This window comes from Rhizobium sp. P2_G9 (assembly GCF_056403475.1).
Window position 1 is genome coordinate 58,517 of the sequence record NZ_JBFUFK010000013.1, and the last position, 21,919, is coordinate 80,435.

General features: G+C 59.3%; 18 protein-coding genes. 6 read left to right on the forward strand and 12 right to left on the reverse strand.

The genetic code is table 11. From position 1 onward, the window contains the following. Window positions 1-33 precede the first annotated feature (33 nt). The 4 genes from AC1DYF_RS12760 to rocF form a co-directional block, all read right to left on the reverse strand. Window positions 34-3,387: an efflux RND transporter permease subunit gene (locus AC1DYF_RS12760; RefSeq protein ID WP_477877109.1), complete on the reverse strand. Its 3,354-nt coding sequence runs from the start codon at window positions 3,385-3,387 to the stop codon at window positions 34-36. Between the two features lie 14 nt (window positions 3,388-3,401). Then, entirely contained in the window at window positions 3,402-4,592 is a 1,191-nt protein-coding gene (locus AC1DYF_RS12765) for an efflux RND transporter periplasmic adaptor subunit (protein ID WP_477877110.1), read from the reverse strand. Between the two features lie 408 nt (window positions 4,593-5,000). Beyond that, window positions 5,001-6,050 (reverse strand): ornithine cyclodeaminase, encoded by a 1,050-nt coding sequence (locus AC1DYF_RS12770; protein ID WP_477877111.1) that lies wholly within the window; start codon window positions 6,048-6,050, stop codon window positions 5,001-5,003. Next, window positions 6,047-6,970: an arginase gene (rocF, locus tag AC1DYF_RS12775; RefSeq protein WP_477877112.1), complete on the reverse strand. Its 924-nt coding sequence runs from the start codon at window positions 6,968-6,970 to the stop codon at window positions 6,047-6,049. Before rocF ends, AC1DYF_RS12770 begins: the two co-directional genes overlap by 4 nt. 121 nt (window positions 6,971-7,091) lie before the next feature. Here rocF and AC1DYF_RS12780 point away from each other — a divergent pair, with 121 nt between their 5' ends. After that, on the forward strand, window positions 7,092-7,529 hold the full coding sequence (locus AC1DYF_RS12780; RefSeq protein ID WP_477877113.1) for an Lrp/AsnC family transcriptional regulator: 438 nt from the start codon (window positions 7,092-7,094) through the stop codon (window positions 7,527-7,529). A 37-nt stretch (window positions 7,530-7,566) separates the two neighbouring features. On the opposite strand, the gene AC1DYF_RS12785 is transcribed toward AC1DYF_RS12780, so the two are convergent. Together AC1DYF_RS12785 and AC1DYF_RS12790 are read right to left on the reverse strand one after the other, a co-directional pair. Next, window positions 7,567-8,397: an oxidoreductase gene (locus AC1DYF_RS12785; protein WP_477877114.1), complete on the reverse strand. Its 831-nt coding sequence runs from the start codon at window positions 8,395-8,397 to the stop codon at window positions 7,567-7,569. An 87-nt stretch (window positions 8,398-8,484) separates the two neighbouring features. Further along, window positions 8,485-8,946, reverse strand: a complete 462-nt coding sequence (locus tag AC1DYF_RS12790) for a VOC family protein (RefSeq protein ID WP_477877115.1) — start codon at window positions 8,944-8,946, stop codon at window positions 8,485-8,487. Window positions 8,947-9,063: 117 nt separating this feature from the next. On the opposite strand from AC1DYF_RS12790, the gene AC1DYF_RS12795 reads away from it, so the two are divergent. After that, window positions 9,064-9,948, forward strand: a complete 885-nt coding sequence (locus tag AC1DYF_RS12795; protein WP_477877116.1) for a LysR family transcriptional regulator — start codon at window positions 9,064-9,066, stop codon at window positions 9,946-9,948. A 69-nt stretch (window positions 9,949-10,017) separates the two neighbouring features. Here the strand turns inward: AC1DYF_RS12795 and AC1DYF_RS12800 are convergent, their stop codons facing one another. The 3 genes from AC1DYF_RS12800 to AC1DYF_RS12810 form a co-directional block, all read right to left on the reverse strand. Beyond that, window positions 10,018-11,625: a sensor histidine kinase gene (locus tag AC1DYF_RS12800; RefSeq protein WP_477877117.1), complete on the reverse strand. Its 1,608-nt coding sequence runs from the start codon at window positions 11,623-11,625 to the stop codon at window positions 10,018-10,020. A gap of 211 nt (window positions 11,626-11,836) precedes the next feature. Continuing rightward, entirely contained in the window at window positions 11,837-12,316 is a 480-nt protein-coding gene (locus AC1DYF_RS12805; RefSeq protein ID WP_477877118.1) for a chemotaxis protein CheW, read from the reverse strand. Continuing rightward, the gene (locus AC1DYF_RS12810) at window positions 12,316-14,124 is read right to left on the reverse strand and encodes a methyl-accepting chemotaxis protein (protein ID WP_477877119.1); all 1,809 of its coding nucleotides are present in this window, start codon (window positions 14,122-14,124) and stop codon (window positions 12,316-12,318) included. The genes AC1DYF_RS12805 and AC1DYF_RS12810 overlap by 1 nt, the downstream gene beginning before the upstream one ends. Window positions 14,125-14,745: 621 nt before the next feature. Between AC1DYF_RS12810 and AC1DYF_RS12815 the strand changes: the two genes are divergently transcribed. Next, window positions 14,746-15,000 (forward strand): hypothetical protein, encoded by a 255-nt coding sequence (locus tag AC1DYF_RS12815; protein WP_477877120.1) that lies wholly within the window; start codon window positions 14,746-14,748, stop codon window positions 14,998-15,000. 468 nt (window positions 15,001-15,468) lie between these two features. On the opposite strand, the gene AC1DYF_RS12820 is transcribed toward AC1DYF_RS12815, so the two are convergent. Then, window positions 15,469-16,137, reverse strand: coding sequence for a LuxR C-terminal-related transcriptional regulator (locus AC1DYF_RS12820; RefSeq protein ID WP_477877189.1), 669 nt, complete (start codon window positions 16,135-16,137; stop codon window positions 15,469-15,471). Between AC1DYF_RS12820 and AC1DYF_RS12825 the strand changes: the two genes are divergently transcribed. Both AC1DYF_RS12825 and AC1DYF_RS12830 read left to right on the forward strand, forming a co-directional pair. Beyond that, window positions 16,021-16,365 carry a hypothetical protein gene (locus AC1DYF_RS12825; RefSeq protein ID WP_477877192.1) on the forward strand — a complete coding sequence of 115 codons (345 nt, stop codon included), beginning with the start codon at window positions 16,021-16,023 and terminating at the stop codon, window positions 16,363-16,365. The two genes, AC1DYF_RS12820 and AC1DYF_RS12825, sit on opposite strands and share 117 nt — an antisense overlap. Window positions 16,366-16,498: 133 nt before the next feature. Beyond that, the gene (locus AC1DYF_RS12830; protein WP_477877121.1) at window positions 16,499-19,210 is read left to right on the forward strand and encodes a PAS domain-containing protein; all 2,712 of its coding nucleotides are present in this window, start codon (window positions 16,499-16,501) and stop codon (window positions 19,208-19,210) included. Here the strand turns inward: AC1DYF_RS12830 and AC1DYF_RS12835 are convergent, their stop codons facing one another. Together AC1DYF_RS12835 and AC1DYF_RS12840 are read right to left on the reverse strand one after the other, a co-directional pair. Beyond that, window positions 19,211-19,648, reverse strand: coding sequence for a response regulator (locus AC1DYF_RS12835; protein WP_477877122.1), 438 nt, complete (start codon window positions 19,646-19,648; stop codon window positions 19,211-19,213). A 19-nt stretch (window positions 19,649-19,667) separates the two neighbouring features. Next, window positions 19,668-20,330, reverse strand: a complete 663-nt coding sequence (locus tag AC1DYF_RS12840; RefSeq protein WP_477877123.1) for a helix-turn-helix domain-containing protein — start codon at window positions 20,328-20,330, stop codon at window positions 19,668-19,670. Between the two features lie 977 nt (window positions 20,331-21,307). Between AC1DYF_RS12840 and AC1DYF_RS12845 the strand changes: the two genes are divergently transcribed. Continuing rightward, window positions 21,308-21,784 (forward strand): hypothetical protein, encoded by a 477-nt coding sequence (locus AC1DYF_RS12845; RefSeq protein WP_477877124.1) that lies wholly within the window; start codon window positions 21,308-21,310, stop codon window positions 21,782-21,784. Window positions 21,785-21,919 lie beyond the last annotated feature (135 nt).

The window sequence follows — 21,919 nt, forward strand, 5'->3', positions numbered from 1 at the left end:
GGTTTTTTACGCGTGGTTTGAGGATGGGGCAGGCTATTCCGCGGCCAGGGGCTTTTCCTGGATGTCATTTGCGGCCGCGCGCTGCGGCCGGGCGTGCGTCGTTTTAGGCTCGACGGCGGCCTTGTCCATTTCCAGCGACTGCAGCCTTTCCTCGAGCGACGACAGCGTGCGGCTGTTTTCGCCAAGGATGCGGGTCAGCTCTTCATTCTCCAGCGCTTCCTGCTCCTCTTCCTTCTTGCCGAACATACGGCCGAAGATCCAGCCGAGCAGCCGCGACAGGTCGTCCATGATCAGGAAGAATGCCGGCACGACGACCAGCGACAGCACGGTCGAGACGATGATGCCACCCATGACGRCGATCGCCATCGGGGCACGGAACGCACCGCCTTCGCCGACGCCGAGCGCTGAGGGCAGCATGCCAGCCGACATGGCGATCGAGGTCATGATGATCGGCCGGGCGCGCTTGCGGCCAGCCTCGACCATGGCCTCGCTGCGCTTCATGCCGCGATGCATCATCTCGATGGCGAAGTCGACCAGCAGGATGGCGTTCTTGGCGACAATACCCATCAGCATTAGGATGCCGATCAGCACTGGCATGGAGAGCGAATTATGGGTGACGATCAGCGCGATCGCCACGCCGCCGGTGGCAAGCAAGAGCGACAGCACGATCGTGATCGGCTGCAGCACGTTGCGGAACAACAGGATCAGCACGGCAAACATCAGCATGATGCCCAAGGCCATGGCTTTGACGAAGCCTTGAACCATCTCGCCCTGGATCTTGGTATTGCCACTTTCGATCTGTTGCACGGTTGGCGGCAGCTTTGCTTTCTCGACCGCTTTTTTGAAGGCGGCCGTGGCCGTATCGAGGGCAACGCTTGGAGGCAGGCTTGCGCCGAGCGTGATGACGCGATTGCGGTCGTAACGCTTGATCGTGCTTGCACCTTCCGAATAATCAACGTTGGCGATTGAAGCCAAAGGCACGCTCGCGCCCGTATTGGTCGGCACTTTCAGCGCCTTGATGGCCGCCAGGTTGCGACGGACGGACAGATTGAGCTGGACGCGCACCGGAATCATCCGGTCATCGAGATAGACCTTCGACAAGGCGGTATCGACGTCACCGATCGTGGCGACGCGAACCAGTTCCGAAATCTGGGCCGTGGTGATGCCGAGCCGCGCCATGCGCACCGGGTCAGGGCGGATCTGGATCTCCGAGCGCGGCAACGCGCCTTCGGCGCCCACATTCTGAAGCTCCGGCAACTGACGCAACTGGGTCTCCAGCACCGCGGTGGCTTTGCTGAGGTCGTCGGCATTCGGTGAGGTAAAGTTGTAGGCGATGTCGCGCTCGCCATTGTCGTCGAGCTTCAGGATGCGGGCATCCGGAATGTCGGCAACACGCTTGAATATCTCGGCCTCGATGTCCCACTGCGGCACCGTGCGGCCGTGCACTTCCATTTTAGGAAGGTATGGGCCGATCAGCGGAAGGCGGCCGGCAACATTGTTGACCAGCTTCTTCACCAGGGAATGCTCGATCTTTTTCAAATTGATGTAGATCGACGCCCGGCGCAGCTCCAAATCGCCCTTCGGCGACGAACCACCGATGATATAGATGTTATCGATGCCCTCGATGTTCTTGATGCGCTCGGTGACCTCGGCGGTCGCTTTGTCGGTATCGTCCAAAGTCGCGCTCGGCGGCAGTTCCACCGAAAGGATCACGCGGCCCGAATCTTCCGGCGGCATGAAGCTGCCGGGCACCATTACAAACAGCAGCCAGAAGGACCCGACCACCACGGCGACGGCGGCGACGGCGGTGCCATAGCGGCCATACCAGCGATGGGTCACGGCACTGACGACCGCGGTATAGCGGCGCATCAGCCAGCCTTCTCCGCCGTGATCGTCATGGCCGACATTGGCGTCAGATGCGCGCATCAGATAGGCGGCCATCATCGGCGTGATCAGGCGGGCGACAGCCAGCGAGAAGAAGACCGCAATGGCCACCGTCAGGCCGAACTGGATGAAGTACTGGCCCGGAATGCCGCCCATGAACGAGACCGGCACAAACACGGCGATGATCGTGAAGCTGGTCGCAATGACGGCGAGGCCGATCTCGTCGGCCGCTTCGATCGCTGCCCGATAGGGCGTTTTGCCCATCTTGATGTGGCGGGCAATGTTTTCGATCTCCACGATCGCATCATCGACGAGGATGCCTGTCGCCAGTGTCATCGCCAGGAAACTGACGAGATTGAGCGAGAAGCCCATCATATCCATGATCCAAAAGGTCGGGATCGCCGAGAGCGGCAGCGCCACCGCGGAAATCAGCGTCGCCCGCCAGTTGCGCAGAAACAGGAAGACGACGATGACGGCAAGAATGGCGCCCTCGAACAAGGTGTCGATGGCCGCGTTATAATTGCCGTAGGTAAAGTAGACCGCGTCGTCGACCAGTTCGATCTTGACGTCGGGATGTTTGGCACGGACGTCCTTCAGGCCGGCGGCAATGGTTTCCGCAACGGTCACCTCGCTCGCACCCTTGCTGCGGAACACGGAGAAGGAAACACCCGGGGCGCCATTGAAGCGCGAAAAGGATACGGGCTCCTTATAGGTGTCCTTGATCGTACCAAGATCAGACAGCTTCACGAAACGGTTGGCGGAGACATAGATCGTCGTGTTCGCCAGGGCTTTGACGTCCCGTTGGTCACCCAGGGTCCGGATCGCCTGTTCCGAGCCCGCCAGCTGGCCGCGCCCCGAACCCATATCAGCATTGGTGCTGCGCAGCTGCCGGTTCACATCAACCGCTGTGAGGCCGTAGGAATTGAGCTTGGCAGGGTCCAGTTCGATATGCACTTCACGGTCGGCACCCCCGTTGCGATCGATCCGGCCGACACCTGGCTTGCCCTGCAACGCCCTTTTGATCGTGTCGTCGACGAACCAGGAGAGCTCTTCCAGGGTCATGTTCGGCGAGGATACCGCGAAGGTCTGGATCGGATTGCTCTCGACATCGATCTTGGTGACCAGCGGGGTGTCGGCGGTCGCAGGCAAGTCCTGCCGGATGCGGTCTATCGCGTCCTTGACATCCTGAAGTGCCTTGTCGGTCGGCACTTCGATCTTGAACATGATGGCCGTCGTCGAACCGCCGTCGTTAACGGTAGACTGTATGAAATCAACGCCGGAAATGCCGGCAACCGCATCTTCGACCTCGCGCGTCACCTGCGTCTCGAGTTCCGCAGGGGCAGCGCCCGCCTGCGTCACCGTGACCGAAACGATCGGTACGTCGATGTTCGGAAATTTGGTGATCGGCAGCGAGAAAAATGAAATCAGCCCCAAGAGCAGCAGCAGGAAGAATGCCAGCAGGGGTGCTACGGGATTGCGAATGGACCAGGCGGAAAAATTCATGACCCTCTGCTCCGTCAGTTCGACGCGGTTTTCTCAGGCACCGGTGTGATCCGGTCGCCGTCGCGGACATAGGCGCCGGCCTTTTCGACGACGACGTCGTTGGCGGCGAGGCCCTTGGAGATTTCGATATAGTCACCGTCCTGGACGCCGGTCTCGACCTTGCGCATCTCGACGCGGTTATCCTGGACGCGGCGGACGTCCATGCCTTCCTTCTCCGCGGTCACGGCGGTCAGCGGCAGCGACAGGACCTTGCGCTCGGAAATGATGATCTCGGCGCTGGCATACATGCCGATGCGGGCAACGGCCGGATCTTCGATGGTGATCTTGACCGTACCGAGGCGGGTCTGGGCGTCGACCACGGGATCGATCATCCGCACCTTGCCGTCGACTTCCGTCGAGGTGCCGGCGACCGAGACATGCACGGTCTGGCCGGGCTTGAGCTTCAGGAGATCGCCTTCGGCGACGTCGCCCTTCAATTCGACGGCGTTGTCGCGGATGATGGTGAAGAGCGGGCTGCCGGCATTCATCATCGCATTGGCGCCCATCTTGGCGGTGCGTGCCGAGACCACGCCGGCCACCGGCGTCTTGACGTCGGAGCGGGCGAGTTTCAGGTCGATATCGCTGATTTGCGCGTCCAGCACCTTCACATCAGCCTCGTTGGCGAGAATGCCCTGGCGGGCGGCGTTGACGCGGGCGGTCGACGCTGTCGCGGCGGAACGCAATTGTTCGGCCTGGCTTACCGGCACGGCAGCACTTTTCACCAGGTTTTCGGCACGCGCGGCCTGGCGGATGGCTTCCTGCTCATTGGCCTGGGCTTCGGCGAGCTGCGCTTCGAGCTGGGCGCCGACGGCGACCGTCTTGGCGCGATTGGCCTGCAGCTGGCTCTTCTGCAGGATGAGCGAATCCTGTTTCAGCGTCGCCAGCGTCTGGCCGGCTTTGACGACATCGCCGACATCGGCGTCGAGCTTGTCGATCTGCAAGCTATCGACTTCCGGCTGGACATAGACTTCTTCCACCGCCTGGATCGTGCCGGTGACGATGACCCGATCGGTCAGCGTCCGCTCACGCACCGTGACGACGCGGATTGCCGGGAAGCTCTGGGCTTTGGCCGCGGGCGTGGCGCTCGTGTCTTCGGCCGCGGCCAAAGCGGGGGCAGCCATGAGGATGGAGGCGGCCAGAATGGCTGCGGTCTTGACAATGGGCATACGGACGTCCTCGGCCGGAAACAAGCACAGTCGGGGCTTTGGTGTGGTTCGCGATCCCCATCGCATACCCTCTGCGCTGGTGGGCTCCGGTCAAGCCGGCTGATTATGCCCCGCGCGGTCTTTTCGACCCCATCCCCGACCCACACAACTGACCCGGACCGGCGGCCTGATCGCGTGCAGAAATCTCTCAATGCGACCTATTTGGACATAGTTTTGCGTCGCACAAGTGGCGATATGCTAAAAACGCGGCGAATTTACAAAACTTTACCTGAAAATCGGGTTCCGGTGAGCAAGGTGTTACGCAAAAGCGACAGGTTTGATCAAAACCATTGAAATCATGCTACAAATGCATGTCTCGCAAATACCGTGAGTCGGTTTTGCATGGCGATACTGACAGGCCTTTTGGGATCAAGCCTTTACCGATCGCAGCAGCATGCCGAAGAGGTCGTGTGGTTCGTCCGGATCGGCAAGCAGATCGAGTTCCTCGTAGAATTTTTCATCCTTCAGGCGGTCGCGCAGGTAGCGCAGTGCCGAAAAATCCTCAATGGCGAAGCCGACGGAATCAAACAGGGTGATCTGGCGGGTGCTGGCGCGGCCGGGTTCCTGTCCAGCAATCACCTTCCAGATCTCATGGATCGGATGGGTCTTGTCGATCTGCTGGATCTCGCCCTCGATCCAGGTCTGCGGCGGATATTCGACGAAGATGTCGGAGCGCAGCACGATGTCGCGATGCAGTTCCGTCTTGCCCGGGCAGTCACCGCCGACGGCATTGATATGGATGCCTTCGCCGACCATGTTGTCGGTCAGGATCGTGGCATTCTTCTTGTCGGCGGTGACTGTGGTGATGATATCGGCGCCGGCCACGGCTTCTTCCGGCGTTGCCGCCGCGACGATGTCGAAGCCGTAAGCCGCGAGATTGCGCATGCATTTCTTCGTCGCGGTCGGATCGATGTCATAGAGGCGAAGCTTGTCGATGCCGAGCACGGCCTTGAAGGCCAGCGCCTGGAATTCGGATTGGGCGCCGTTGCCGATGATCGCCATTGTCCTGGCACCCTTCGGCGCCAGATATTTGGCCACCATGGCGGAGGTCGCGGCAGTGCGCAAAGCCGTCAGGATGGTCATTTCGGTGATCAGCATCGGGTAGCCACTGGCCGTGTCGGCAAGCACGCCGAAGGCGGTCACGGTCTGGCGGCCGGTGCGGGTGTTGTAGGGATGGCCGTTGACATATTTGAAGCCGTAGAGCGTGCCGTCGCTGGTCGGCATCAGTTCGATGACGCCGTCAGCCGAATGCGAGCCCACGCGCGGCGTCTTGTCGAACAGTTCCCAGCGGCGGAAATCCTCCTCCAGATAGGCCACGAGTTCCGTCATGACCCTCTCGATGCCGATCTTCATGACGAGCTTCATCATGTTGTCGACGCTGACGAAGGGCACGATGTTGAGGTTCGGGATCGGGTTCATGAATAGCTCCGGGTTGGCCTGTCCATGACGCGCTTGCCGACCAGGCTGGCGGCGAGATCGGCCATCAGGATGGCAGTGCGGCCGCGGTCGTCGAGGAAGGGGTTGAGTTCGACAAGGTCGAGGCTGCCGACCAGGCCGCTGTCGCAGAGGATCTCCATCACCAGATGCGCCTCGCGGAAGGTGGCGCCGCCAGGTACGGTAGTGCCGACGGCCGGTGCGATCGACGGATCGAGGAAATCGACGTCGAGGCTGACATGCAGCATGCCGCCGGCGGCCTCGACCGCGGCGAGAAAACGCTTGAGCGGCGCGGCAATACCTTCTTCGTCGATCATCCGCATGTCGCAGACCCCGATGCCGGCATCGCGGATCGCGGCGCGTTCGGCCGGATCGACGCTGCGGATGCCGATCATCGCGACGTTCTTCGGATCGACGGTGGTGGCGAGCGGCGGAAAGTGGCCGTCGAAACCGGGACGGCCGGTGAAATAGGCGACGGGCGTGCCGTGCAGATTGCCGCTTTCGGTGGTCGCCAGCGAATGGAAATCGGTATGGGCGTCGAGCCAGAGCACGAAGAGCGGCTTGCCCATCTCCTTGGCGCGGCGCGCCATGCCGGGGACGGTGCCGGCCGACAGCGCATGGTCGCCGCCGAGAAAGATCGGCATGCCTTCAGCGCTCGCGGCATAGGCGGCATCCGACAGCGCCTCGATCCAGGCAACGACTTCGTCGAGYTTCTTGATCGCAGGATTTGTATGCGGTTCGACCTTGTGGGCCGCCGGCCTGACATCGCCGAGATCGACGACCTGATGGCCGAGTTCTTCCAGCGACTCGGCGAGACCGGCAGCGCGATAGGCGGCCGGACCCATGTCGCAACCGCGTCGGCCAGATCCTTCCTGCACCGGGGCACCCAAAAGTTTTACCAGCATGTTCGCGCTCCCTCAACTATCTCGATTGAACCATATGTGATCGGCGATTTGAACATATTGATTTGGCAATCTTGTGAATGTAGCTTGCCATTTCGATCAATATGATTGCCGATATGGTCACATGGATGAATTGGACCACAGACTGATCACGCTGCTGCGGCACGATGCGCGGCGCGGCATTTCCGAGCTTGCCGCCGAGCTCGACGTGGCGCGCGCCACCGTCAGGAACCGCATCGAGCGGCTGGAGCGGTCGGGCGAGATCATCGGCTATACGGTGATCCTGAAGTCGGATGCGGTGTCGCTGCCGGTGCGCGGCATCATGATGATCGAGGTCGAGGGCCATTCGGCCGACAAGGTGATCCGCGCGCTTGGCGGGTTTTCCGAGATCAGCGCCATCCACACGACCAATGGCCGCTGGGACCTGATCGCCGAACTGGGCGCGGCGACGCTGACCGATTTCGACGCCGTCCTGCGCCGCATCCGGCTGATCCCCGGCATTATCGGCAGCGAAACGAGCTTGTTGCTGGCGACACCGCGCAGCACAAGGGCCAAGCTTTAACGGCCTGTTGCTTGGCGACACCGAGATGTTGATGGCTTCACTGCGCAAAGTCGGTGGAAGCCGACACGTTGCGCCACGCCGCGACAATCGCCGCATCCCCAGCCTGCTTCTTCTCGATCGCCGCGACAGTGTCGCTGCCGAGCGGCAGGCGGACCGGCGGATTGGCGACCTGGACGAAATCGATCAGCACATCGGCAAGTTTGGCCGGGTCGCCCGGCTGGTTGTTGCTGATCCCGGCCGCCCGCTGGCGAACCACGCCGGCGGTTGTGTCGTAATCGGAAATCCGAGCCGGACTGACGGATAGCGACGATGAGTCCAGGAAATCGGTGCGGAAATAGCCCGGCTCGATCGCCGTCACATGCACGCCGAGCGGTGCAAGTTCGTCATGCAGCGCTTCGCTCAATCCCTCGACGGCGAATTTCGCCGAGCAGTAGATGCCGAAACCGGCGGCCGCGCGATAGCCGCCGATGGAGGAGAAATTCAGGATGCGGCCGGATCGCTCGCGGCGCATGTGCGGCAGGACGGCGCGGGTGACCTTGAGCAGGCCGAACACATTGGTGCGATAGATCGCCTCGACTTCCGCCGCCGTTGCTTCCTCGACGGCGCCCAAGAGGCCGAAGCCGGCATTGTTGACCAGCACATCGATGCGGCCGAAGCGGGCGATGGCTGCCTCGACGGCCGCTGCCGCGTGTGTCTCGTCGGCCACGTCGAGCGCGACGGCCAGCAGGTTGGCATAATTGCCGAAGCGATCGAGCACGGAATTGGGATTGCGCGCTGTGGCGACGACCTGGTCGCCCTTGGCCAGTGCGCGTTCAGTGATGAGGGCGCCGAGACCGCGGGAGGCGCCGGTGATGAACCAGGTTTGCATGGGAGTAACCTCGAATTTGTGATGGATGGAGAGCGGGAGACCGGCCGGATGCCGGCCTCCGAAATGTCGGAGTGGTCGCCGCTCGGCTCAGTCGAGCACTTCGGCGAGTTCGATCAGGTTGCCGAACGGATCGGCGAAGAAGGCGAGGCGGCGGCTGATGGCCGGCAGTTCGAACGCTTCGGTGACGACAGGAACGCCGCGTTCACGCAAGGTCGCCACGGTCTTGTCGATGCTCTTCACGGTGAGGCAGAAATGATGGTAGCCGCCATATTTCAGGCTGTCGGCCAGATCGGTATAGGGGCGGACGCGCTCAGGGGCGGGTTCGCCGCCGCCGAGTACTTCGATAAAGAAATGGTCGTCCGTGGGCGGGGCAAGATAGGCCAGCTTCTCGTCGGCAAAATCCCATTCGTGGATGACGCGGAAATCGAGTTTCTCGACATACCAGCGCTTGGCGGTTTCGAGATCGGGGGTGCGGACGGCGACATGGTGGCCGCGCATGTCGGCGAAGGGCGAAGCGGTGTTGGCTGCGGGTGCGATGAAGTCGGCCATTGTTCTATCCTCTTTCTGGAGCGGCGGCCCTCATTGGCCGGTGAGAGAGATTTAGCGCTTTGCTATTCCAACGATTAGAGCGATAATAATCAGAACAATCATGAGTGAAACTCAGCAATGCGCGCCACTGATCTCTCCGAACTGGCGGCTTTCGAGGCTGTTGCCCGCCATCGCAGCTTCCGCAAGGCGAGCGAGGAACGCGGCGTCACCGCCTCTGCGATCAGCCATGCGGTCAGCGACCTCGAAGCGCGGGTGGGCATCCGGCTTCTCAACCGCACCACGCGCAGCGTCTCGACCACCGATGCCGGGGCAATGCTTCTGGCGCAGCTGTCGCCGGCGCTTGGCGAGATCGGCTCGGCGCTGGATGCGCTCAACCAATATCGCGAGACGCCGTTCGGCAAGGTGCGGATCAACGCGCCCAATTCGATCGCGCCTTTCGTGCTCGGCCCGGTCATGGGCAGGCTGATCCGCGACAACCCCAATCTCGAACTGGAAATCGTCGCCACCGACCGGCTGGTCGATATTGTCGAGGAAGGCTTCGACGCCGGCATTCGGCTGGGCGAGAGCTTGAAGGAGGGCATGACGGCGGTCCGGATCAGGCCGCGGCTGCGCCTTGCCGTGGTCGGGTCACCGCGTTATTTCGAGCATCGGCCCATGCCGGAAATACCGGCCGATCTCAGACATCATGTCTGCATCCGCAACATGTATGCAAGCGGCGCTTATTATCCATGGTCTTTTGCATTGAACGGCGAGGCGGTCGATTTCGAGCCGAGCGGGCCGCTGTCGCTGCATGACCACGAACTGATGGTCGAGGCAGCGCTCTCCGGCCTGGCATTGGCCTATGTCTGGGAGGATCGTGTCCGGCCGCATATCGAGAGCGGCAGGCTCGTGCAGTGTCTCGGCGCCTGGTGTCCGCTCGAGGACTGGCTCTACATCTATTACCCGACCCGCAGGCATATGTCGGCCGGCCTGAGGGCCGTCATCGAGGCGATGCGCGTGTGACCGCAGCGTTGAAAACGCATCGTGGCCAGATAGATCGGTGCGCCCACACCGCGAATGCTCTCCTGCTTGTCAGCGGCCGGAAATCGGCAGCGAGACGATAAAGGTCGAACCTTCGCCTTTCCTGCTTTCGACGGTTATTTTGCCGCCATGGAGTTCGACGTAGGATTTCACCAGGTTGAGACCGATGCCGGTGCCGGCAATCCCCGTCGACGTTCGCGCGCGAAAATAGCGTTCGAACATTTTTGGCAGATCGTCCTGATCTATGCCAATTCCGCCATCCCGCACCGAGACTTCCACTTTGCTTCCGTCGGACCGGCCTCGGACTTCGATCTCGGCCGAACCGGGTGAATATTTCACTGCATTTGACAGCAGATTGCCGAAGATCTGTTCGAGTGCAGACCGGTCCGCCACGATCGTCTGGGGCAAATTCGCGAGATCCAGGGAGATGTGGTGGTCTTTGGATAATTCCTGCTGGCGTTGGCAGCAGGCGGACAATAAATCCCGGATATGACATTCCTCGGCCTTCATCCCAGCCATGCCGGATTCCAGCTTGTCGAAGGAGAGAATGCTTTCCATCAGTTCGACCATCCGGCTGACGGCGAGGCGAATTTGCTGAGACTTGTCCGCGACAAAGTTCGGCTCGATTTCTCCTTGCCGTCTGACCAGCCGCTGGGCGGCTCCATCGATGATCGCCAGGGGCGTTCGAAACTCATGGCTGGCCATGGCCACGAATTGTCTCTGCAGCGCGCTTGCCTTCTGCTCGCGTTCCAAGGCATCTGTCAGCCGGCGTGATGTTTCTTCAGCCTCGAAAGCCCTTCGTTTCAAGGCTTCCGTCTTCTTTCGAGCGGTTATATCCCTGGCGACACCGATCAGGCCAATGATATCTCCATCGGCATTGCGCAGCGGAATCTTGCTTGAGGAAAGCCATTTCTCGTGCCCCTTGGCATCGATAACGGCCTCCTCTTCGTCGATCATGGCATGCCCGGTGCGGAGGATCTCGCATTCTTTCGCACGGAATTCGGCGGCCCTGGCCGCATCGTGCAAATCGGAATCCGTGAGACCCACCATGTCGCTTGACCGCTCGCGTCCGCTATCCGACGCAAGGGCGTGGTTTGCGACCAGGAATCGGCTGTCGGTGTCCTTTATCCAGAGATAGTCAGGGACTTGATCGATCAGAGTCTGAAGCGATACGAGCACGTTGCTGCTGCTCGATTGCGAGCCGATGTCACGCGCTATTTCGTGCCGCGTGACCCAGCCGCCTTCTGTCTGGGGGTAGTGGCTGACCTTCAAAACTCCGCCATTCGACAGAGTTGCCGTCAGTTGTTCCGGCAGGTGGTGCAGCCTGCTGCCATCAGAAGGGATGAGGCATGCCCGGATATCGGCCTTGCGAAGGAACGCCACAGCCAGCAGATCTTCCAGTTGCCGCACATCGAGGCCGATCAATGTCGCGGCAGGCGATAGTCCCAATATCGTTAGAAATGCCTGGTTGACATACCCGAGATGACCAGTGCCGCCGAAGAAAGTCACCCCCGCGGTGTCGTAATCCAGCGCGGTCATCAAGCCCGCCAATTTTTCACCCAAGCCATCGCCGGGGCGTTCAGGGCTGTGATCTTCGGATGTTTCCGCTGCAATCGATTTTGTAATGCAAATCTGGTTCGTCAAAATTCCATTGCTCATTACCGACCCCATACGTCAACCATCGTGAGCACAACGGGAATTATGTTAGAAAAACAATAATCTTGCGTAAATGGCCGAGAGATCGCCATCGGTTGCCGGCCGGCCGGGGGATCGGCGCGGCTTCGAAACGCGCTCGTCTCGGAGCGAGCCGCCGGCAAAATTGCGTTCATTGGCAGCGGTGCAGGTCCGATGCGTGCGACTTTGCCGCCGATCAAGCAGCCATGTCGCCCAAATCCTGCGGCTGGAACATACGACCGAGATTGAGAAAACAGATCATGCCGTTCTCGTGGGTGATGATCCCGTCGGAAAACCCGCGATCGCTTGAGGACGATATTTCGGGCAGCGGCTGGATCTGGCTGCCCTTGACGGTCAGGATGTCGGACACCTGGTCGACGAGCAGACCGAGCATCGTGTTGTGCACGTCCGCGACGACGATCGCGCTACGCTCGTTGGGAACGGTGGCCGGCATTCCAAGCTTGCGGGAAAGGTCGACGATGGGAATCACCGACCCCCGCAAATTCATGACGCCGAGGACGTCCGGTGGCGAATAGGGTAGCGGTGTGGACGGTGACCATCCGCGGATTTCGCGGATGGTCGTGGTCATGACGCAGAACTGCTGGCCGTTCAGACGGAAAGCAATGATTTCAAGGGTGTCGCGCTCAAGCCCGACCATGGAATTCGGATCAGCCATCAGAATTCTTCCCAGGTGTCGCCGGAGACGGCGGCATTGCCGTTGAAAGCCGTGGCAAGCTTGGCGGACATTTGGCGGGCCGGCGAGACGACGGGCTTTGCCGACGGCTTGACGAGGGCGGGGGCACTTGCCGCGCGCGGGCTATGGCCTCGATGTGCGGCCGGGACCGTTCCGATGTTGAATTGCCTCAGCAATTGGAAGAGGTTATCCGCTTCCTTTGCCAGACTGTGAGCCGCAGCCGTCGACTCCTCGACCATGGCTGCATTTTGCTGCGTGCCCTGGTCCATGGTGTTGACGGCCGTATTGATTTCCTTCAACCCGGTTGCCTGTTCTTTCGAGCTTTCGACGATTGCCGCGACATTGCCGTTGACCTGCTGCACCTGGGAGACGATCTCTTCAAGCGCCTTGCCGGTTTCGCCGACCAGCGCCACACCGCTTTTGACATGCTCGTTGGAGGCGGTGATCAATTCCTTGATCTCTTTGGCAGCTTTGGCGGAGCGTTGCGCCAGTTCGCGTACTTCCTGCGCGACGACGGCAAATCCCTTGCCGGCATCCCCGGCGCGTGCGGCTTCGACGCCTGCATTGAGCGCCAGAAGATTGGTCTGGAAAGCGATTTCATCGATGACGCCGATGATATTGCCGATTTCGGCGGATGAGGTTTCGATCTTGCCCATGGCATCGACGGCGCTGCGGACGACGATGCCGGAATGCTCGGCGTTCTCCCGCGTCTTGCGCACAAGCTGGCCGGCCTCTTGAGCGCGGTTGCTGGAATCGGTGACCGTCGTGGTGATCTCCTCAAGCGCCGCAGCCGTTTCTTCGACCGATGCAGCCTGTTGCTCGGTTCGCTTTGACAGATCGTCGGAGGCCGAGCGGATCTGTTGCGCTCCAGCGGCAATGGCGCCGGCATTTTCAGCCACCCCTTGCATGGCGCCGCGCAGCTTGTCGACGGTCGCATTGAAGTCGCTCCGCAGCTTCTCCAGGGTGGGGATGAACGGAGTAGAAAGGTCCTGCGTCAGATCACCGCCGGAAAGCGCCTGCAGGGCGCCGGCAAGCTGGTCGACATTGGCGACACGGCTCGTGACGTCAGTGGCGAATTTCACGACCTTGAACACTTTGCCGTTCATGTCGAAGATGGGGTTATAGGAGGCCTGGATATAGACCTTCTTGCCGCCTTTGCCGATGCGCAGAAACTCATCCGCGATGAATTCGCCGCCCGCCAATCTCTGCCAGAAACGACGGTAATAATCACCGGCGGTGTAGCTGCTGTCGCAGAACATAGCGTGGTGCTTGCCCTGGATTTCCGCCAGTTGGTAACCGAGCGTGACCAGAAAATTCTGATTGGCCGTCAGGATTTCGCCGCTCGGCGTGAATTCGATCACCGCCTGGGCACGCGACAGGGCATCCAGCTTTCCGGCATCCTCGGCGGCCTTGAGTTTTTGCGCGGTGATGTCGGTGGCGAACTTCACCACTTTGTAAGGCTTGCCGCCGCGGAAGACCGGGTTATAGGACGCCTCGATCCAGATTTCCTTGCCGCCCTTGCCGATGCGCTTATATTGCCGCCGGTCGAATTCGCCGCGGCCGAGCTTGGCCCAGAATTCGCGATAGTCCGGAGACGCTGCTTCAGCCGGATCGACGAACATCCGGTGATGCTGGCCTATGATCTCACTGACCTGATACCCCAGTGCCTGGCAGAAATTCTGATTTGCGGTCAGTATTTTCCCGGTCAAGTCAAATTCGATGATGGCCTGCGACTTGCTCATAGCAGCAAGAATTGCTTTTGCGTCAGAACTGAACCCCAGTATTCCCATGTTGGTGCTTCCCCTATGTGCTTCTTGGTGTGGCGGCGGCCATGCAATTCCCCAGAAATGGTGGGCACACGCCGTGTTGCCGGGCCGCTTTCGCGCCCATCAACAGATATCGAGCGCCGTACACACCCCAGAAATGGGGTCAATTGTCTTTATGGATCGTAAATGAACAGCAGCGAATTTGACTATCGTCAGACAGATTCAGAAAAATATCGGAAATAAACCGGTTTCTTTAGAGATTTGTCGCGCGAGTATCGGAATACTGCAGGTAAAACGCGAATATTTCTGAGAAGTTAATGATCCCCATGGGAGTGCAGATCGATAACGTTCGGTCAAGGCGACCCAATTCCCGCTGCGCAATGCGGTTCCGGAATTGCCGTTCCTGAATGGGGTAAAAAAGCGGAATGAGGTCGCAGATGCCACCAGTCTTGCCGGCATCTGACTTCGAGCCGTCGCGTTCTCTGCCGTGAGCCGCTCTTACGCCAGGTTCGTCTCGCGCCGCGTAAGGCGATCACGTCAAGCCTTCTGTCATATAAGTCTCATAGGCCCGCACAGGCGTTGAGTTGTCAGCCCTTGATAAAATGCGTAAAACTCGTATTTTACTCAAAAAGGAGACTGGCAATCATGGCTCAAGCTTTAAGGGTGTCGGCGACTGAGTTCGCTCGCAAATTCACGACATTCAGGGAGCGGGTGCAGTCGGTGGGCGTCATTGAGATCACAGCTCATGACCGCACGATTGGAGGATTCCTGTCTGCAGCTGAACTCAGCCACTATCATGACATGAAAAGGCGTGAGCGCGAGGTTATTCGTGTCAGCGAAATGGATGACGAAACCATGGCGCTGATCATGAATTCTGAATACGGCAAAGCATCCGAGTGAGTTATCCGACCCCGGTTGCAGGTCTTGTCATCCGATACAATTACCTATGGGACAAGGAAAAGAGCGAAGGGTTCTCCTTAGGGGGCAAGGACAGGCCTTGTGCTATTGTCGTGTACCACTCCAGGACCAATGATACGATCGTCGTACCGATCACGCACTCTCCACCCGAACTTGGTGAGGAGGACCTATCTATCGAGGTTCCAGCGGAACTCTGCAGCCAGCTTGGCTTGGACGATGACGCCAACTGGATTCGCGTGAGCGAGGTCAATAGATTCGAGTGGCCCGGCATTCATCTGAGGACACTACCCTCTGATCCAAACCGATATGATTATGGAATGGTCCCGCCAGAACTATTCGAACGCATCAAGGCCAAACTCCATGAGACGATGAAAAAGGGACGGGTGGCTTTGGCTAAACGTTAACAGGAGGGCAATTATCCTCTTTTTCGGGAGGGCCAATGCCACAGACCTAGCGCAGCAGGCCGCGTCGGATCGCCGTTGCGACGGCTTCGACGCGGTTGGATGCACCGAGCTTTTTGGTCGCCGATTTGAGATAACTGTTGATCGTTTCGGTCTGATATTTTGAGACTTCGGCAATTTCCTCGCTGGTCAATCCGGTGCTTGCGAGCTCGAGGCAGGTGATCTCGCCAGGGGTCAGCTTCAGAACTTTTTCAGCGAAGCGGTCCATAAGCGGTTTTGTCAGGGTGCGGTGAAGAGGCTCGGCGGTCATGATCAAAAACTCGGCCTCTCCGGTGGTGAACGGCCGGGTGTTGGTGAAGCATACGCCTCCGTAAACCTTTCCCTCGCGGGCGATCGGAATGAAAAACCGGTTTCGTATTTCAAAGAATTGCATGAGGCTTTCGAGCCGCGGTGACGGCGGGACCCCGTCGTTGGCCTGTWCTTCGGTAAAGGGCTTGTCTGTCTGCAAAGCTTGTATGACGACGGGATCGGCCTGTCCCAAACCTTCCGAAAAATAGGTTTCGATAAAGGCGGGCGGCATGTCCGTATCGATCGAATGCCCATGCCCGAAATTATAACCGTCGAGATCGAGCCCTCCGACGGCTATGTGCTGGAACGGAACCGCCTTGCGCAGGAATTCTACGACCGAGCTTTCCCGCAGCCGCCGTTGCCGTGGCACATCGGAGAGATCTTCGTATTCGTCGAGGGAATTGACCAGCGCGCAGCCAGGCATATGTGTCCTTCAATATTCAATCCGACCGGGCGCGGCACGTCGTCGATTGGCAGCCAGACGACTACCAGTGATTGCTCAGCCTATTCATCGTGGCTTGAGCAAAACTGGTTTTTTGCGCGGCAGAGCCATCGTCCCGCATCCATCTGCAGGCAAGGTGAAGCAGATAGCTTTTGACGGCATGCAGGAGCAGGGGTAGCTCCGGGCGTCGACAGCCTGGGATCGAGCATCGTTCGATGGAGTGGAGGCCGCTTGCCAAGGTAGAAGGTTGCAAGACGTACGGATGGTATCAGAGGCGTTCACGGCTGACATGAGAATTGCGTTCCGGTCGAGCATTTCAGTTGCCCTCGCAGCGGCCGCAAGCTTCTTTATCATTGCCAGCATCAGCATTGCTCTGTCCCGCGCCCATAGCGATTTTGCGCTTCTGTGGCTGGCAAACATCGCAACCGTCGGCTTTTGCCTCCACCGGACGCTTCGGACACAGGCGCTGATCATAGCTGCGTGCTTTGCCGCGGGGGCAACGGCGAACATGATCGCGGGCAGCAAGGTCGTGCCTGCAGTTGCTTTCATGACGGCCAACCTGGTGGAGGTCGGTATTGCCACCTTCCTCATTCAGTGGTTGTTGCGTCGCGGCAATCCCAACCTGAATCCGATGGATTTCACGCGCCTTGTCGTCGTTGCAGCCGCGCTGCCGCCAATGATCAGCAGCTTCACCGCCACCGGCCTTCTGGTGATCGCGGGGATACAACCTGACCCAGGCTTCCTCACGTCGTGGTGGATCGCCGATGCCGCCGGAACGGCCACGCTCCTGCCCGCGATCGTCCTTTTCCCAAGCTGGAAGGCCCCCGACGTTTCCCTGTCTGAGACGCTTTCCAATTTGCTCTTCTTTCCAGCCGTCATTCTCGTCACGGTTCTTTCGGTATCCTACATATCCTATCCGTTCGTCTATGTCGGCCTCGCGATGATGCTGGTTGCCATCCGTTGCCGGCCCTTGTGGACCGCAATCTGTGCTGCGCTTGTCGTCGTGACGATCACGATCTGTGCTTTCGAAAACGTGTTCAGCTTCGCCGATGGTCCAGGTGCCATTGGCAATGCCCTGCATCTGCATGCAGCCGTCGCCGTTCTCCCGGCGATCGTGTTGAGTCTGGTCCTCGATAACCTTCGGCTTGAGAAGGAGAAGGCGTTCGCAGCAGCCGATCAGTTTCGCAGGGTGATGGAAGACTCCGCCGTTGGCATGGCGCTGGTGACGGGAACCGGGGGCATCACGAAAGTCAACCGAGCCTTTGCCGAAATGCTGGGCTATTCCGCCCATGAGCTCGAAACGCTACGCGTCGCCGACATCACGCATGACGATGACCTCAAGCTCGGCGCCGACACGTTCGCCAAGATCGCCCACGGTCAACTGGATCGGTTCCGCTTCGAGAAGCGCTATAAGCGCAAGGACGGCTCAACCTTCTGGGCGCTGCTCGCCGGATCTGTCATCCGATCGCCTGACAAGGGCTACTATACCATCTCCCAGGTCGAAGATATCGACGCTTCGAAGCGATACCAGGCTGCGCTCGAAGCCATGGAAGAGCGATGGCAGCTCGCATTCTCGGCCGCCAAGCAGGGGGTCTGGGATGCAAACCTGGCGACCGGGAAAACCTATTATTCGCCAACCTGGTGTTCGATGTTGGGTTATGATTGTGCGGAAGTCGGGGACGATGGCGGCCGCTGGCTGGACCTTATGCATCCAGACGACCGGGAGGAAGCCATCGCGCTCAACCAGAACCAGATCGCCGCCAAGAGCGCCGATTTTGAGGCCCGGTTCCGTATGCGTCACAAGGACGGACGGTGGATCTGGATTCTTGATCGGGGCCTGGTGATCGAGAGAAGTTCAGAGGGCAAAGCGCTGCGGATGGTCGGCACCCATACCGACATTACCCACCAAAAGGAGATTGAAGAAGAAATCCTGCTTCTGAGCGAGCGCACGAAGCTCGCCGTCCAGGCCGGCGAGGTCGGGTTGTGGCATTGGGATCCCCAGGCCGACAAACTATCGTGGGACGAGCGGATGCACGCGCTCTACGGAACCGATCCGGCGACCTTTGCCGGTATGTCGGACAGTTGGTCCGATCGGGTTCACCCGGACGATCTGCCGCAAACAACGGAGCTCCTGAACAGAGTCATTGAGGGCGACGCCAAGTTCGATGGAGAGTTTCGGATCATCACACCCGAAGGTGAGCTTCGCCATATCCGGGCGCTTGCCCTGCTCACCCGCAACGAGAAGGGCGATCCCAAAATGCTGATCGGCACGAATTGGGATATCACCGTCCAAAAGCAGCTGGTGGAGCAATTGTCGCAAGCCAATATGCGGCTGAAGGAATTCGCTTCATTTGCGTCTCACGATCTTCAGGCACCCTTGCGCCACATCCGCCTGCAGACCGAATTGCTGGAGGCCGAACTCCGGCACGGACAAAATCCGGAGCTAAGCAAGTTCGTCAACGCAATTGCCTCGAAGTCAGGCTATCTGCAGGAGCTCATCAAAAATCTGCTGACCCTGGCCAAGGCGGCTGACGATATCGCGGTGGAACCGATTTCTTTGGTTCCCGTCATCGAGGATGCCATCGAGATCGTTTTGCCTGAACTGCGCCAATCCGGTGGCCGGATCGACTATGGCGAATTGCCGGATGTCGTCGGCGACGAAATCCTGCTTCGGCAGGTGTTCCAGAACCTGTTCGCCAATGCGATCAAATATCGGTCCTCCGCCTCTCCAAGGATATCCATCGGTGTGGAGCGATCCGAAACCGATACGATTGTCAGCGTTGCCGACAACGGTATCGGCGTCGAGGCCAGATACAAGGATTACATATTCGAGGTTTTCAAACGCGTCCCCAACCGAAACGTCGCAACCGGCTCGGGGCTTGGCCTGTCGCTCTGCCGCCGTATTGTGGAAGCCCATAGCGGCGAATTGTGGCTCGACTCCTCCGGCCCTCAAGGCAGCGTCTTCAAAATTCGATTGCCGGTCGCTCCTCAAACACAGTGATCAGAGGAAATCTTCCGGGCTGCCTGGCGTGTTGTCCCTTAAATATTCGCTGAGAATGTATCTCAGGCTGCCGGGATCGATTTCGTCCTTGCCCATGCGGAAATCGACGCCGTAATCGCGGAATTTTTGAAAATACTCTCCGCCGATATCCGTCGAAATCACGCCGATCGGGCCGATATAGCCGCTCTGCCTGAGGACCGGCACCGTTTCGCGGAAGTCGTTGTTCGGCAGCAGCTGGTTGTCGACCAGGATGATATCGATGGTCGACTTGCGCAATTCATCAAGTGCCTCTTCGATCGAAATGGCATATTGCAGCGCAATTTCGCTGTTGGGCGCAAGCGACATCCTCTGCTGCAGGTAGTCGAACTCTTCCGGATTGTCGTCGACAAACAGAATCGAGATCGGCTTGGGTTGATGGCCTGTCGCGGGACGATCCATGAGAAATGACTCCGTTTGACTAAATGTACCCCAGGCGAATGGACTTGGCGACGAATTGCACCCGATTGACCGCATCGGTCTTCTTCATCGCCTCGGTAATGTGATCGTTGACGGCATGTTGCGACAATCCCAATATCACCGCGATTTCGGCCGACGTCTTTCCACGCGCGGTCCATCGAGCGATCTCGATTTCCCGCTCGGTCAAAGAAACGGACGCGGCCGTCGAGACGGTCAGTTCGAGAAACCGGGCCAGAATGCCCTGGAATTCGAGCATCTGAGACGTGAAATCCAGTCCCGATGCGTAGGATTTGCAATTCACCAGAATGAGCAGCAGCGGCGAGCCATTCTTCGTCGCCATCATCAGTGAAACGGCATTGGGGGCGCCGAGATTGTCCAAGGGCGATGTTTCCCCGTCCTCCGAACTCCAATGGCTGAATCGCATGCTTGCAAGCGTGTCGATCTTCGCGAGGGCCCCGGGTTCGGAAAGGAAACGATCCAGCCTTGCCTGCGAGAAGTTGTCGAAGACGATGGATTCCGCCAGGCCCTTTTTTAAGGCTGCGTCGAAATCGAGCAACACGAAGCCCTCGATCGAAAAGAGGTCACAGGCCATCCGCAAAACACGAAAAATGTCTGTTTTCGTCTGCGCTCGTCTTAGTTCCCGATGATAGACGCCGTCATCCATTTGACAATCTGTCCTGTATTCCCGCTGATCGAGGGCTTGCCTGTTGTTCTCTGACCTAAGACCGAGCCGCGGGCTTCCTTTCGATGATGTTTGCAACACCCGCCTGGCGGGCCGCCTATCCTCGTTCGACTCCCAAGGCTCGACTCAAGACCTGCCCTGATCGCCGATATGTCCATTTGATAGCCAGCCGACTCATGGCCGTCAACGCGGCCGGAGGACCGGCTCCGAAAACACTGATCTCATCGGCTTGGATTGTAACGGAGGATCGCTGGTGAAAAGGCCAAATCATGCAGCGATCGCCTACAGCTTCTCAGGCAGAATATGTATCCGGATGAGTTCGTTGTTTAGGCGTGTCCCTGTGTGAGCGGGATTCTCGACGCAAGTGTCCCGCGCCGGAGGCGTCGCGGTCAGCCAGATTGTTCGGTCTGAAAAGGGATTTCAAGTCGGACAGGTTCGCCGCTTTCGTGTCGCGATCCTGATGACGCTATGGCCGTCTGCGCTTGCGGATGTCAAATCTTGAGAGTGGAAACATGCGGGCAGGTATCAAGTTCGAGGGGTTTACTCGAAAGATATTGGGGCATCTTTTCCTGAGGGGTTCCTGCCCGCACGGGTTGTTCTTAACGGCTTCGCGGCGCGGGTTCAACAGCAAATATGGTCGAATCCGGGATGTGCGCACAATTTGATCGCCGGCTATACACGTTGCGAGGCGCCCCGGCAGGTGTGTTCTTCCCCGCCGGCGCAGAAGATGGCACAGACGCAATACAGTCCGTCAGCAGTGACAATGCCTTCAAAAGTTTGAGAAATCGAAAATGGATGGCGGCGGATAAGAACGATGATTCCGTTTCCAATCACACGCCCTGCCATGCGACCCCATGACGCAGGGAAATACCCCACCTCCTGGGCGGCCGGCTTCTTGCCCTGTGGTTGATTGCATGTGCACATGCGTCCGGTGATTTTACTATGCATGGAGAGGCGATATGTTGAGGGGACTGACATTAGGGGCAGCGCTTGTGGCGCTGTCGAGCATTCCGGCTTTTGCGAGCACGCTCGACGGACGGATCGTGTCGCTCGACAGCGATCTGCGGCAGCTGACGCTGGAGACGGGCGAGACGCTTAATTTGACTGATACCGTTTCGATGGATCAGCTTGCCATCGACCAGATCGTGCACGTGACCTGCACGGATGGAACGACGGATGCGATCAGCGTTGAGGTGACGCAGGATCCGCCGCCGGTGACCACGGCGGATGTGTCGACGGACGATACGACCTCTCAAGGGGCAACCGACACGACTGGCGACACGTCCGCGACGACAACCGCCACGGACACGACGACGAGCGATAGTTCGGTAACGACGACGGATACCACGGCCACGCAGACCGACACTTCGACGGTGACCGACCAGGGCACCGCCGACAACACCACGGTCACCGACCAACAAAGCACGCAGCAATAGGCTGTCCACTTCGGCCGCTGCAGCGAACATTCGCCAAGCGTCTGCTGAATTCGATGGTCTTCCGACTCAGATCCAGCCTTTTTTAATTCCGGCGACAGATTGGTTGCCGGGCTGGGTATTTGTGCCCTCAGGGTG

Coding starts and splice junctions, on each gene's coding strand:
- AC1DYF_RS12840 (WP_477877123.1), bottom strand. CDS start 20,330: ATGGATGACGGCGTCTATCATCGGGAACTAAGACGAGCGCAGACGAAA.
- AC1DYF_RS12825 (WP_477877192.1), top strand. CDS start 16,021: ATGCCCGAAATTATAACCGTCGAGATCGAGCCCTCCGACGGCTATGTG.
- AC1DYF_RS12780 (WP_477877113.1), top strand. CDS start 7,092: ATGGATGAATTGGACCACAGACTGATCACGCTGCTGCGGCACGATGCG.
- AC1DYF_RS12765 (WP_477877110.1), bottom strand. CDS start 4,592: ATGCCCATTGTCAAGACCGCAGCCATTCTGGCCGCCTCCATCCTCATG.
- AC1DYF_RS12785 (WP_477877114.1), bottom strand. CDS start 8,397: ATGCAAACCTGGTTCATCACCGGCGCCTCCCGCGGTCTCGGCGCCCTC.
- AC1DYF_RS12770 (WP_477877111.1), bottom strand. CDS start 6,050: ATGAACCCGATCCCGAACCTCAACATCGTGCCCTTCGTCAGCGTCGAC.
- AC1DYF_RS12810 (WP_477877119.1), bottom strand. CDS start 14,124: ATGGGAATACTGGGGTTCAGTTCTGACGCAAAAGCAATTCTTGCTGCT.
- AC1DYF_RS12795 (WP_477877116.1), top strand. CDS start 9,064: ATGCGCGCCACTGATCTCTCCGAACTGGCGGCTTTCGAGGCTGTTGCC.
- AC1DYF_RS12800 (WP_477877117.1), bottom strand. CDS start 11,625: ATGAGCAATGGAATTTTGACGAACCAGATTTGCATTACAAAATCGATT.
- AC1DYF_RS12830 (WP_477877121.1), top strand. CDS start 16,499: ATGAGAATTGCGTTCCGGTCGAGCATTTCAGTTGCCCTCGCAGCGGCC.
- AC1DYF_RS12805 (WP_477877118.1), bottom strand. CDS start 12,316: ATGGCTGATCCGAATTCCATGGTCGGGCTTGAGCGCGACACCCTTGAA.
- AC1DYF_RS12835 (WP_477877122.1), bottom strand. CDS start 19,648: ATGGATCGTCCCGCGACAGGCCATCAACCCAAGCCGATCTCGATTCTG.
- AC1DYF_RS12790 (WP_477877115.1), bottom strand. CDS start 8,946: ATGGCCGACTTCATCGCACCCGCAGCCAACACCGCTTCGCCCTTCGCC.
- AC1DYF_RS12845 (WP_477877124.1), top strand. CDS start 21,308: ATGTTGAGGGGACTGACATTAGGGGCAGCGCTTGTGGCGCTGTCGAGC.
- AC1DYF_RS12815 (WP_477877120.1), top strand. CDS start 14,746: ATGGCTCAAGCTTTAAGGGTGTCGGCGACTGAGTTCGCTCGCAAATTC.